At 35.3% G+C, this 12,660-nt stretch carries 11 protein-coding genes; 4 read left to right on the top strand and 7 right to left on the bottom strand.

The window, feature by feature from the left end:
• Window positions 1-32: 32 nt before the first annotated feature.
• The gene (locus ACLBWW_RS24150; protein ID WP_000095914.1) at window positions 33-1,223 is read right to left on the bottom strand and encodes a glycine C-acetyltransferase; all 1,191 of its coding nucleotides are present in this window, start codon (window positions 1,221-1,223) and stop codon (window positions 33-35) included.
• A gap of 213 nt (window positions 1,224-1,436) precedes the next feature.
• Between ACLBWW_RS24150 and ACLBWW_RS24145 the strand changes: the two genes are divergently transcribed.
• Complete coding sequence (locus ACLBWW_RS24145; protein ID WP_048541682.1) at window positions 1,437-2,168, top strand: class I SAM-dependent DNA methyltransferase; 732 nt, start codon at window positions 1,437-1,439, stop codon at window positions 2,166-2,168.
• Window positions 2,169-2,200: 32 nt separating this feature from the next.
• Here ACLBWW_RS24145 and ACLBWW_RS24140 read toward each other — a convergent pair whose 3' ends face one another.
• Genes ACLBWW_RS24140 through ACLBWW_RS24130 form a run of 3 tightly spaced genes read right to left on the bottom strand, consistent with a single transcriptional unit; the run spans window position 2,201 to window position 5,094 of the window.
• Window positions 2,201-3,022 carry an ABC transporter ATP-binding protein gene (locus tag ACLBWW_RS24140; protein WP_001167944.1) on the bottom strand — a complete coding sequence of 274 codons (822 nt, stop codon included), beginning with the start codon at window positions 3,020-3,022 and terminating at the stop codon, window positions 2,201-2,203.
• 12 nt (window positions 3,023-3,034) lie between these two features.
• A complete protein-coding gene (locus ACLBWW_RS24135) occupies window positions 3,035-4,093 on the bottom strand; it encodes a FecCD family ABC transporter permease (protein WP_000760065.1) in 1,059 nt (352 codons plus the stop codon).
• On the bottom strand, window positions 4,090-5,094 hold the full coding sequence (locus ACLBWW_RS24130) for a FecCD family ABC transporter permease (protein ID WP_048541677.1): 1,005 nt from the start codon (window positions 5,092-5,094) through the stop codon (window positions 4,090-4,092). The genes ACLBWW_RS24135 and ACLBWW_RS24130 overlap by 4 nt, the downstream gene beginning before the upstream one ends.
• 172 nt (window positions 5,095-5,266) lie before the next feature.
• Between ACLBWW_RS24130 and ACLBWW_RS24125 the strand changes: the two genes are divergently transcribed.
• On the top strand, window positions 5,267-6,232 hold the full coding sequence (locus ACLBWW_RS24125; protein ID WP_098048152.1) for an ABC transporter substrate-binding protein: 966 nt from the start codon (window positions 5,267-5,269) through the stop codon (window positions 6,230-6,232).
• A 379-nt stretch (window positions 6,233-6,611) separates the two neighbouring features.
• Entirely contained in the window at window positions 6,612-7,961 is a 1,350-nt protein-coding gene (locus ACLBWW_RS24120) for a peptide MFS transporter (RefSeq protein WP_000338304.1), read from the top strand.
• Window positions 7,962-7,999: 38 nt separating this feature from the next.
• On the opposite strand, the gene ACLBWW_RS24115 is transcribed toward ACLBWW_RS24120, so the two are convergent.
• On the bottom strand, window positions 8,000-8,179 hold the full coding sequence (locus tag ACLBWW_RS24115; RefSeq protein WP_000382688.1) for an acid-soluble spore protein H: 180 nt from the start codon (window positions 8,177-8,179) through the stop codon (window positions 8,000-8,002).
• Window positions 8,180-8,370: 191 nt separating this feature from the next.
• A complete protein-coding gene (locus ACLBWW_RS24110) occupies window positions 8,371-8,658 on the bottom strand; it encodes an ArsR/SmtB family transcription factor (protein WP_000081429.1) in 288 nt (95 codons plus the stop codon).
• An 815-nt stretch (window positions 8,659-9,473) separates the two neighbouring features.
• On the opposite strand from ACLBWW_RS24110, the gene ACLBWW_RS24105 reads away from it, so the two are divergent.
• Entirely contained in the window at window positions 9,474-11,093 is a 1,620-nt protein-coding gene (locus ACLBWW_RS24105; protein WP_098221274.1) for an L-lactate permease, read from the top strand.
• A gap of 41 nt (window positions 11,094-11,134) precedes the next feature.
• Here the strand turns inward: ACLBWW_RS24105 and aspA are convergent, their stop codons facing one another.
• Complete coding sequence (aspA, locus tag ACLBWW_RS24100; protein WP_048541670.1) at window positions 11,135-12,568, bottom strand: aspartate ammonia-lyase; 1,434 nt, start codon at window positions 12,566-12,568, stop codon at window positions 11,135-11,137.
• Between the last annotated feature and the right edge of the window lie 92 nt (window positions 12,569-12,660).

Raw genomic sequence — 12,660 nt, 5'->3', positions numbered from 1 at the left:
TCATTTGCAAGCTATTCAAAAGATGTCGTTACTTAAATGATGCCCATTTCTTTCCCTACTTTTTCATACTTACGAATTGCTTCATCTAACATTTCTTTCGTATGAGCTGCTGTAGGCATATTACGAACGCGTCCTGTTCCTTTAGCTACAGTTGGGAACACGATAGATTTTGCATATACGCCTTCTTCATTTAGACGTTTACTAAATTCTTGTGTTAATACTTCGTCACCAATAATACAAGGTGTAATTGGCGTTTCACTTTCTCCAATGTTAAAGCCAAGTTCTTTTAACCCTTGTTTTAAATAGCGGCCATTTTCCCATAAACGATCATGTAACTCTGTGCTTTCCATTAAAATTTCAATTGATCGCATACATGCAGCTGCATCAGCTGGTGTTAATGCTGTAGAGAATAAGAATGGACGTGAACGAACTTTTAACCAGTCAATTAAGTTTTGTTTCCCTGCTACATATCCACCAATTACCCCAATTGCTTTTGATAATGTACCAATTTGGAAATCAACTTTATCAGATAGACCGAAATGCTTTACAGTTCCTGCACCTTTTCCAAGTACACCTGAACCGTGTGCATCGTCTACATATGTCATTAAATCTAATTCTTCTGCAATCTCAACAATCTCTGGTAATTTTGCAACATCTCCATCCATTGAGAAGACACCGTCTGTAATTACCATTAATTTATTGTAAAGACCTGATTCTTTCGCTGCGATTGCTTTTTGGCGTAAATCTTCCATATCAGAATGTTTATAAACGATGATTTTCGCTCTTGATAAACGACTACCATCAATAATAGAAGCATGGTTTAATTCGTCTGAAAGAATCGCATCATTTTTATCCATAACGGCTGAAATCGCTGCCATATTACAGTTAAATCCTGATTGGTAAGCAATTGCTGCTTCTGTATGTTTAAACTTTGCAATTGTCTCTTCTAATTTAATATGCAAATCTAAAGTACCGTTAATTGTACGAACAGCTCCTGCTCCAACGCCGTACTTATGAATTGCACCAATTGCTGCTTCTTGCAAACGGCTATCTGTTGCTAATCCAAGATAGTTGTTTGAAGATAAGTTAATATATTCTTTTCCGCCAATTGTAATGATCGGTCCATTTGAACTCTCAAGCGGATCAATTACGTTATAAAGCCCCTTTGATTTTAAATCCTCTAAATTTTCTTCTAAAAATTTCGCAAGTGTTTTACTAGACATTGTGAAGCCTCCCATCGTTCATGTAAGCGGATTATTATCTTAATAGTTCTAATAATCCCTCTACTAGCTTAACACGTTTTTAGAATTTATTATAGAAAAATAGTTTAAAGTAACCGCTTACAATTCTAGATTATAAATGATTCATTACAAGAAATCTATCATTTACTTTTCATATTTGGTAGAATAAAAAAAATATGTAAGGGGGCTTCAATCATGGCATTTACTGAATCTGATGTATATAATAACGAAGCATTTTTGGAAAAATATATGAAACGAAGATACCGAGAAAATAGCCCAAACGAATCACTTGAAAAACCAGCCTTCTTTCAACTCATTGGTGATGTGAAAGGAAAGAAAATCCTCGATTTAGGCTGCGGTGACGCTAAATTTGGTGAGGAATTATTAGAAAAAGACTGCCACTCTTACACTGGTATTGAAGGCTCCGAACTTATGTATGAAAAAGCTAAAAAACAACTAGAAAATAAAATTGGGACCGTCCATTTTTTAAACCTCAAAGACTACACATACCCTCCCGCTACTTTTGATTTAGTAACATCTAGACTCGCCTTACATTATATTGAACATCTTCCTATCATTTTTCAAAATGTGTACGAAGCTTTAAAAACAAATGGAACCTTTACTTTTAGTGTTCAACACCCTGTTATTACTTCTTCATTTGAAAGCTTGCAAACGAGCGGAGAAAGAACAAGCTGGCTCGTCGATGATTATTTTAAAATGGGAAAACGCGTTGAACCTTGGATTGATCAAGAAGTTATTAAATATCATCGTACAACGGAAGAATATTTTACATTATTACAACAAGCTGGATTTACGATTACAAATATAAAAGAAGCTACACCAAATCAAACTTATTTTCAGAGCGAAGAAGAATATGAACGACGTTTACGAATTCCCCTCTTCCTCTTATTTTCTTGTAGAAAATAAAAAAGACGATGAATCCTCATCGTCTTTTTTCATTAACTCATTGCCTGAGCAACCTCTTTACGTACACGTCTTCCTTTTCCATGCGGAATACAAAGTGGCGTCCCAAACAATGGATCCGTACTGATTTGACACTCCATTCGGAATACATCACGTACTAGCTTCTCATCTACTACTTCTTCCGGCTTACCTTGTGCATATATTTGTTTATCTTGAATGGCTACAATATTGTCTGCATAGCGACATGCTAAATTTAAATCGTGTAATACCATAACAATTGTTCTTTGTTCTGTTTCATTTAATTCGAATAATAAATCTAGCACTTCAATTTGGTGAGTCATATCTAAATATGTAGTAGGCTCATCCAGTAAAATAATATCTGTATCTTGTGCAAGTGTCATTGCAATCCAAGCACGTTGTCGTTGTCCGCCTGAAAGAGCATGCACATCACGCTCAGCAAATTCTGTCATACCTGTTGCTGCGAGTGCTTTTTGTACCATTTCCTCATCTTTTTCTGACCATTGCTTCAGCCACGTTTGATATGGATAACGCCCTTGCTTTACAAGTTGCAATACTGTAAGCCCTTCTGGAGCTTGCGGTCCTTGCGGTAAAATTGCCATTTGACGAGCGATTTGCTTCGTTTGCATACTTTGAATGGCTTGATTATCTAGCAAAATGTCACCAGTTGTTGGCTTTAATAATCTAGCTAGTGAACGTAATAAAGTTGATTTTCCACAACCGTTAGAACCGATAAAGATTGTAATTTCGCCTTTTGGAATTTCTAAATTCAACTCATCAATAATAATTGCTTCACCATAAGACAGCGTCAAACGTTTCGTCTCCAATGCTTTTTGCATATTCATCTCCCTTTATGAATTCCGACTTTTATAAAGTAAATAAATAAAATAAGGTGCACCAATTGCTGATGTAAATACCCCTGCTGGAATTTCAAGTGGTGTGAAAACTGTACGCCCGATTAAATCTGCAGCAAGTACTAAAATTGCACCAACAATAGCCGCAACTGGGAGTAATGCACCGTATAAAGAACCAACTAGTCTTCGTGAAATATGAGGTGCCATTAAACCGACAAACCCAATTCCTCCGGCGAAGGCAACTGCGCCACCAATTAAAGCTGTACTCAGTAATAACATGAATACGCGTGACTTCGTTAAAGGAACACCGAGTCCTACCGCAATATCATCCCCTAGCTCTTGCGCATTTAAATGCCTAGCAGCTATAAATGATATTACTGTTAAAATGAGAACCCACGGCGCAAGCACCATAACGTTTTGCCATGAAGAACCGTAAACAGTACCTGTAATCCATACATTCGCTTGACTCGCTTGATAAATTGGCGCTAACAGCATAAACAAAGTCGTTGCCGCTTTCGTTAATGCCCAAAAACCAACACCAATTAAAACAAGACTAATCGGTGATAATCCGTCATTTCTCCATGCAAATAAATATACAAAAAGCGCTACAATCGTTGCCCCAGCGAAGGCTGCTAACGGCATATAATGAATGCTTACAGTTAGCGCATTATTTTTATCACTAAATATAGCTAAAAATAATACAACTGCAACACTTGCACCACCTGTAATCCCAATGATATCAGGAGAAGCCAGTGGATTTCGAACGAGACCCTGTAAAATACATCCTGCTACTGCAAGTGCGATTCCTACAAGGATGGCAATTAAAATACGCGGCATACGAAACTTATTTACAACCATATTAGACATCGCATCGCCATTTCCAGTGATTGCTTGCCATACATCATAAGGAGCAATTTTCATGTCTCCCATACCTGCACTCGCAAAAAATAATCCTATTAAAACAACTAGTAAACTGAATAAGACGAGACAAGCTCGTTTATACATTAAAAACGAGAGCCCGCCTTTTCCTATACGAAACGGAATATACTTCTTCATTTGCTAAGCCCTCTCTTACGTGCAATATAAATAAAGAATGGTGCCCCGATAAATGCTGTCATAACCCCTACTGGTACTTCTTGTGGCATAATGACATATCTCGCTGCTATATCAGCCAAGATTAGTAGTATTGCACCTAACAAGCCGCTATACGGTACTCTCCATCTGTGATCTACTCCAATAAGAAATCTGGCGAAATGTGGGATAATGATTCCGATAAATCCAATCGGACCAGCGACTGCAACTGAACCACCAGACAACAGGACAATAATAAGTAACACGAATGATTTCATTAAAATTGTTCGTTGTCCAAGCCCCTTCGCGACGTCTTCCCCCATCATCAATGTATTTACTTTCCCTGCCATCATAAGCGATGCGATCCAGCCTACTAATAAATATGGGAATACAGATTGTAAAATTTCTAACTTTCTTCCTTGCACAGATCCGGCAAGCCAAAACAGTACTTCTTCAAGCGCTTTTTCATTTAACACAAGTAATCCTTGTGTTAATGATGAAAATAACGCACTAATTGCGACCCCTGCTAATGTTAACTTAAGAGGCGTCGTCCCTTCTTTTCCTAAAGAACTAGAAGCGAATACAAGGATTGCAGCAACTGCTGCCCCTAAAAAGGCAATCCAAGTAAAAGCTGACAATGATGTAACAGAAAAAACCACAATTGCTACAACTATGAAAAACGCAGCGCCTGAATTTAATCCAATAAAATCTGGAGAAGCAAGTGGATTCTTCGTTAAAGTTTGCATAAGACAACCAGCAATGGCTAAACTAGCACCAACACTAGCTGCAATTAGTGCCCTTGGTAGACGCACATTTTGAATAATAATATGTTCATTGGAACCATTAAAATGGAAAAAAGCATCTAACGCTAATTTCCAACTCGTATTTGTATATCCGAAAATAATACTTCCCCAAATACAAATAATGACTGCAATGATTCCAACAAATAACCCAATCCATTTTGCTTGATTTGTTTTTAATAACATGCAGCGTTTCCCCTTCAATGTATAATGATACGTTGTAAGTGTATTTCAACTTAATTCTCATTGTCAACGATAATGAGAACTATTTTCATTGATATGTATTGACAATCAAAAGATAAAAGCTTAATATCATGCTTGCTATTGAAAAAACTTCTCAGTATGTAGGGGGTACATAATGAAATTCGTGCAAAAGAAATCGTTTACAATATTTGTGTTTTTACTAGCCTTTTCACTACTTTTAAGTGCTTGTGGAAAATCAAATACGAAAGAAGAATCAAAAGAAAATACGAAAAAAGAAATGATTACTGTGGAACATGCAATGGGTAAAACAGAAGTTCCCGCTAGTCCAAAACGTGTAGTTATTTTAACAAATGAAGGCACTGAAGCTTTACTCGAGTTAGGTGTAAAACCAGTTGGGGCTGTGAAATCTTGGACTGGTGATCCATGGTATCCACATATTAAAGATAAAATGAAAGATGTAAAGGTTGTTGGTGATGAAGGGCAAGTGAACGTGGAAACAATCGCTTCCTTAAAACCAGACTTAATTATCGGTAACAAAATGCGTCACGAAAAAGTGTACGAGCAACTAAAGGCAATTGCACCTACTGTGTTCTCGGAAACGCTACGTGGTGAATGGAAAGATAACTTCAAATTTTATGCAAAAGCATTAAATAAAGAAAAAGAAGGTCAAAAGGTTTTAGCTGATTACGATAAACGTATGAAAGATTTAAAAACTAAACTAGGCGATAAAGTAAATCAAGAAATCTCTATGGTTCGCTTTATGCCTGGTGATGTTCGTATTTATCACGGTGATACATTCTCTGGTGTTATTTTAAAAGAACTTGGATTTAAACGTCCTGGAGATCAAAATAAAGATGACTTTGCAGAGCGTAACGTATCTAAAGAACGTATTTCAGCAATGGACGGCGATGTATTATTCTACTTCACATTCGATAAAGGAAACGAGAAAAAAGGTTCTGAATTAGAAAAAGAATATATCAATGATCCTCTATTTAAAAATTTAAATGCAGTGAAAAACGGTAAAGCATACAAAGTTGACGACGTTATTTGGAATACAGCCGGTGGTGTAATGGCTGCTAACCTACTATTAGATGATATCGAAAAACGCTTTGTTAAATAATATTTCCCTAACCAGCTCCCTTCTATGGAGCTGGTTATTTTTTGATTCACTTAAATGTCACATTATTTCATTTTGTATTTTTATTCCCAATATGTTATATTATAAAAGTAAATAGAATATATTTTCTCTATATCAGAATAAATATTTTAATCTAAATTTTCTGATTAATCACTATTTTATATTCTTTTAGAATTCAATTATTACATTTGAAAACGCTTATTATCTAGTTTTCAGGGAAAAATACAGTAACGGTTGAAGAGAAATAGATTTTTTTAGAAATTTTCTTTCTATTTCCATATAATTCTATTGACTTCTAAATATTTTGTGAATTAAAATAATTACATAAATATCCGTTATACAGGATTAGGGGGAAACAAACATGGATGCAGCTTTAAAATTAGACAAAGCTGGAGAGCAACAATCACCAAAAAAACATCCACCAGGATTATATTTGTTGTTCTTTACAGAGGCATGGGAAAGATTTAGTTATTACGGAATGCGTGGCTTATTAGTTCTTTATTTAACAACGAGCTTAGTAAGCGGCGGTTTAGGATTTGATAAAGCAGTTGCTGTACAAATATACGGTATTTTCACAATGTTAGTATACTTCACTCCGATTATTGGTGGTTGGTTAACTGACCATTTCATTACGAAGCGACACGCCATTACTATTGGTGGTATCATCATGGCAATTGGTAACTTTGTACTATTTTCAATGAATACGAAAACTGGACTATTTTTAGGATTAGGATTATTAGTTATTGGTAACGGATTCTTCAAACCAAATATTTCGACTTTACTAGGTCAATTATATAGCGACAACGATTCTCGTCGTGATAGTGCTTTCACTATCTTCTACATGGGAATTAACTTAGGAGCTCTTATCGCTCCATTCATTTGCGGTTACTTCACAGATTACAAATATGGATTCTTAACAGCTTGTATCGGTATGATCATTGGACAGGTTGCTTTTAATTTCTTAGCACCTCGTTACTTAGGAACAATTGGTACAACTGTTGTAGGTAAAAAGTCTAAAGAAAAAACTGCAAAAGTAATTGAGAAAAAACCTTTAACATCACAAGAGAAAAAACGTACAGCTGCAATTTTAATTTTAACTTGTTTCGTTGTATTCTTCTGGGCAGGCTTTGAACAAGCTGGTAGTTCTTTAACACTTTACACAGATAAGTTCGTAGATCGTACAATTGGTGGATTTACAATTCCAACACCTTGGTTCCAATCTGTAAACCCACTATTCATTATCTTACTAGCATTACCTGTTTCAGCTTTATGGATTAAGCTTTCAAAAACAAAAAATGGTGATTTGAAAATTCCAACAAAAATGGCACTAGGTATGATTTTACTAGGTATTGGATACTTAGTTCTAACTTTAGCTGTTTTAAAAACTGGTAGTGATGAAGGTAACATTACAATGAAGGCAAACTTACTATTCATTGTATTCACTTACATGTTCCACACAATCGGTGAATTATTCTTATCACCAATCGGATTATCTATGGTTAGTGCAATCGCTCCTGTTAAATTAGCTTCTTTATTAATGGGTGTATGGTTAGCTGGTACTGGATGTGCAAACTTCTTAGCAGGACAATTAGCTGCTTTCACTCAATCTTTAGGATATTTAGAAGTATTCGCAAGCATCGGTGTTATCGTAATCGTACTAGGATTAGTACTTCTTATGTTCTCTAAGAAAATTGCACATATGATGGAATAATAAAAAAGACGCTTCTAAAATTAGAAGCGTCTTTTCTATTACTTCTCCTCTAAAGCCGTCACGTTCACGTGAACGCTTTCTCCAGGATTAGATACATCATACACTTGAGCAACTCCACTCTGCTCGTCACAGCTCTCAATCCATACTGGTACGCCCTCATATGTAACGTCAATGCTACTTGAAGAAGATAAGATTTGTTTCACACGTTTTACATCCATACTACTATTCCTCCTTTTCCTTACTACACTCCTTTCTATCTTTTCTTTTCCCTTTAGAATATATTCCATATAACAACATGTTAATTGATAACCTTTTCTTCCTTACATGCTAACATTTACTCTCCTATCACCTTTCTGACAAATAAAAAAAGACGTATATCCCACACGTCTTTTTCCATAATATTCAAATTTTAAGAAAATAATGTTTTTACAACTTCACTTACTTTATCATTATGAATTTGATAATACACTTCTAGTCCTCGTCTTTCAAAGCGCACTACTTTATTTTGTTTTAATTTCGTTAAATGTTGTGAAACCGTTGATTGTGGAATTTCTAACACTTCCTGTAATTGTGTTACATTACAAGTTCCACGTTGCATTAGTTCCATTACTAGGCGTAAACGTAACGGATGCGCTAACGCTCTTAACATTTGTACATCTTCTTCTGAAATACGACATTCGAATTGATTTTGGCTCATAAAGTTCCCCTCATTTTCGTTTTTATTTTCTTTTTATTTATTTATATATCTGTTCTTATATTTCCTGTTACGACATAACTTTATCAACCTATAATGCTGAAAATTTTTTCCACCTTTATCAGGAAAGAATTCAGGAAAAATTCCTTGCTGATTTTGAATATTATACTATATGATATAATGAAAAAGCAAAAGTAAGGGCTATGAATACTTTGCTTACAAACGTTGTTTTATCAAGCTTTTTGTTATATTTTCACCTCACTGCAACTTACAGTAACGATATTGTAAAATACCGTCTATAATTGATAACCTATCGTAACGTATTTGGGTTATATTTAACCTCTTTGTTATGCTAAAAGGAATTTTCAGTAAAAAAAGATAATGTAATATTAAAAATTGACTTATTGTTGTTTTAATTCGTATTGTACTTGCTCAGACTGTTATTCAAAACTTCCTATTAAATGCATTTGGTTTCTCTTTCTTACTAGATCAACTCAGACCAGCATGTGACACCTATCAAATTTCAACATCCTATATACTTAATGCAAAGACGTCATCTAACATATAAGATTAATGATATACGAACAAACAAAACAATATAGAAATAACTTCAAAAAGCAAACTCAAATCTATTTGAGTTTGCTTTTTGTCTACTTTATGAACAAAGCATTTCTTTTAATACTATTATGGAATAATTATACTTTTTTACGTTGACAATAGTGTTGAAGGAGAATATACTAAGCATGTAAGTTGATTGTGAATTGTTTCACAAATAATGTGAATTTCTTCACATAAAATAGATAGGAGTTGTCATTATTATGAGTACTTGGACACAAATTTATGACCCATTAAACAATATTTGGTTATCTGCACTAATCGCAGCACTTCCAATTTTCTGCTTCATCATTTGTTTAATGGGACTGAAAATGAAAAGTTACATGGCTGGTCTTTACAGTGTGATTGTCGCTATTATTCTTGCTATATTCGTTTATAAAATGCCAGCAACCGTAGCTGTAGCATCTGCCGGATTCGGTGTTTTATCTGGATTTTATCCAATTTGTACTATCGTTATCGCAGCAATTTTCCTTTACAAATTAACTGTTAAAACAGAGCAATTCAACATCATTCGTGATAGTATTTCAAGCATTACAAATGATCAACGTTTACAAGTATTATTAATCGCTTATTCTTTCGGTGCTTTCTTAGAAGGCGCAGCTGGTTTAGGGGTTCCAGTTGCTATTACAGCTGCATTACTTGTGGGTATGGGCTTTAATCCATTAAAAGCAGCAGGTATTTGTTTAGTAGCTAACATCGCTGGTGGTGCTATGGGTGCTATGGGTATCCCAGTTACAGTACCAGCACAATTAACTGAGCTAGACGCATTAACTATCGGTCGTCAAACTGTTCTTATTTTACCATTCATTAGTATTGTTTTACCTTTCTTACTTGTTTCAATGGTTGATGGAATTAAAGGTATTAAAGAAACTTGGCAAGGTATTCTTGTAAGTGGTTTTTCTTTCGCTATAACTCAGTTCCTTGTGACTTACTTCTTAGGTGCAGAACTTACTAATATTTTCGCAGCCGTTGTAAGTATGGTTTCTCTAGCATTATTCTTACGTGTTTGGCAACCAAAATCTTCTTCTACAGAAGAAAAACAAGAAAAACAAGAACCTCATACATTCAATCAAATTTTATATGCTTGGTCTCCATTCGTATTCTTAACTGCATTCGTAACAATCTTTAATTTAAAACCAATTAAAGCTTTATTTGCTCCGGATGGCGCACTAGCAAACTTAGTATTTAACATTCAGTTCCCTGGTCTTCATAATGCTGTTATGAAAACTACACCAATTACAAAAGCTGATACACCTTTCGCGGCTGTTTTCAAGTTTGATGTATTCTCTTCTACAACTACTGCAATCGTATTAGCAATTATTGTTTCACTTATCGTTTACCGCGTAAAAGGTAAAATGGTTAAAGAATTAATAGTAGAAACAATGAAAGAACTAAAAGCTCCAGTATATACAATCTGTAGCGTTATCGCTTTAGCTTACGTAGAGAACTACTCTGGTATGTCATCTACACTTGGACTGGCATTCTCTTCTACTGGTAATGCATTCCCAGTTCTTTCTCCAATCTTAGGATGGATTGGCGTATTCATTACAGGTTCAGTAGTATCAAGTGGTTCATTATTCGCACCGCTTCAAGCAGTAACTGCAGATCAATTAAATATCGTTCCTTCTACTCTTGTTGCATTAAACGTAGTAGGTGGTACAATGGCAAAAATGGTTTCACCACAATCTGTAGCCGTTGCTTGTGCAGCAGTTGGACTAGTTGGTAAAGAATCTGCCCTATTTAAAACAGCGATGAAATACAGTTTAATCTTCTTAGCTATCATTAGCTTACTTCAATTAAACGCTGTATTTAATATCTTTTAAAAATAAAACACCGATCCAAATGGATCGGTGTTTTATTCATATTACATCTTCTTATTCTTTAATAAAGAAGCACCAGCAATTTCAGGATGCGTCATTTCGAACGGATCTAAAATAATATCCAATTCTTCTTCTGTCAGTACACCATGTTCTAAACATAGCTCCCTAACAGATTTTCCTGTTTCAATTGCTTCACGTGCAATACGAGATGCTGCTTCATAACCAATATGAGGGTTAACTGCTGTAATAATTCCAACACTTTTCTCTACATATTGCTTCAGCAATTCTTCATTTGCTGTAATTCCTTTAATACAATATTCACGGAATACACGGAATCCGTTATTCATAATACTAATAGATTGAATTAAATTAAATACGAGTACAGGCTCCATTACGTTTAACTCTAATTGTCCTGCTTCTGATGCTAAGCAAATTGTATGATCATTACCAATTACTTGGAAAGCAACTTGATTAATTACTTCTGCCATAACAGGATTTACTTTACCTGGCATAATAGATGAACCTGGTTGGCGAGCTGGTAATTGAATTTCCGCCAATCCAACACGTGGACCAGATGCCATAATACGAAGATCATTTGCAATTTTAGACATATTCATCATACATACTTTTAATGCCGCAGATACTTCTGTGTATGCATCTGTGTTTTGCGTTGCATCAACTAAATGCTCTGCACCAACAAGTGGGAATCCGCTAAATGTTCGCAAGTGTTTAACCACTTGTTCAATGTACGTAGGGTTTGCATTTAATCCCGTACCAACAGCTGTCGCCCCCATGTTCACTTCATATAAATGTTGGCGAGACTGTTTAATTCTTTTTATATCACGTTCAAGCACTCGGCTATACGCTTCAAATTCTTGTCCAAGACGAATCGGAACAGCATCTTGTAAATGTGTACGTCCCATTTTAATGACGTGGTCGAACTCTTTTGCTTTTGCACGGAAAGCAGCATGAAGTTCTTCCATTGTAATAAGAAGTTCTTCTAACATCATAAGAGTTGCAATATGAATTCCCGTTGGAAACGCATCATTTGTTGATTGAGCCATGTTCACATGCGTGTTTGGGCTAATTTTCACATACTCGCCTTTTTCACATCCCATACGTTCTAAAGCTCGATTAGCAATTACTTCATTTGTATTCATATTAATAGAAGTTCCAGCACCGCCTTGGATTGGATCCACGATAAATTGATCATGGAATTTCCCATCAACAATTTCTTGCGCTGCCTCTGCAATTTCATATCCAATGTCTTTAGCTAAGTAACCAGTATCCATATTTGCAAGTGCCGCCGCTTTTTTCACAATTGCCATTGCCGTAATGAGTGACGGATGAATGCGATATCCTGTAATCGGGAAGTTTTCTACAGCACGTAATGTTTGTACCCCATAATAAGCTACACTCGGTACTTCCTTTTCACCTAAAAAATCTTTCTCTATACGTATATCCTTCGTTGCTATCATTTTCATCACCTATACTTTTCATTCTAAATCCTTATCTAAAAAATTCGCCTCTAAAAAAACGAGTATCATTCAGAAGAATTTTTCAGTATCCA

The sequence above is a fragment of the Bacillus sp. M5A3_1b genome, from assembly GCF_053345335.1.
The sequence above is the reverse complement of the archived record's forward strand: the minus strand, read 5'-3'. Positions and strand labels throughout refer to the sequence as shown.

Excerpts from the sequence above, each read along its gene's own strand:
- ACLBWW_RS24150 (WP_000095914.1), bottom strand. The coding sequence starts at position 1,223 with ATGTCTAGTAAAACACTTGCGAAATTTTTAGAAGAAAATTTAGAGGAT.
- ACLBWW_RS24145 (WP_048541682.1), top strand. The coding sequence starts at position 1,437 with ATGGCATTTACTGAATCTGATGTATATAATAACGAAGCATTTTTGGAA.
- ACLBWW_RS24140 (WP_001167944.1), bottom strand. The coding sequence starts at position 3,022 with ATGCAAAAAGCATTGGAGACGAAACGTTTGACGCTGTCTTATGGTGAA.
- ACLBWW_RS24135 (WP_000760065.1), bottom strand. The coding sequence starts at position 4,093 with ATGAAGAAGTATATTCCGTTTCGTATAGGAAAAGGCGGGCTCTCGTTT.
- ACLBWW_RS24130 (WP_048541677.1), bottom strand. The coding sequence starts at position 5,094 with ATGTTATTAAAAACAAATCAAGCAAAATGGATTGGGTTATTTGTTGGA.
- ACLBWW_RS24125 (WP_098048152.1), top strand. The coding sequence starts at position 5,267 with ATGAAATTCGTGCAAAAGAAATCGTTTACAATATTTGTGTTTTTACTA.
- ACLBWW_RS24120 (WP_000338304.1), top strand. The coding sequence starts at position 6,612 with ATGGATGCAGCTTTAAAATTAGACAAAGCTGGAGAGCAACAATCACCA.
- ACLBWW_RS24115 (WP_000382688.1), bottom strand. The coding sequence starts at position 8,179 with ATGGATGTAAAACGTGTGAAACAAATCTTATCTTCTTCAAGTAGCATT.
- ACLBWW_RS24110 (WP_000081429.1), bottom strand. The coding sequence starts at position 8,658 with ATGAGCCAAAATCAATTCGAATGTCGTATTTCAGAAGAAGATGTACAA.
- ACLBWW_RS24105 (WP_098221274.1), top strand. The coding sequence starts at position 9,474 with ATGAGTACTTGGACACAAATTTATGACCCATTAAACAATATTTGGTTA.
- aspA (WP_048541670.1), bottom strand. The coding sequence starts at position 12,568 with ATGATAGCAACGAAGGATATACGTATAGAGAAAGATTTTTTAGGTGAA.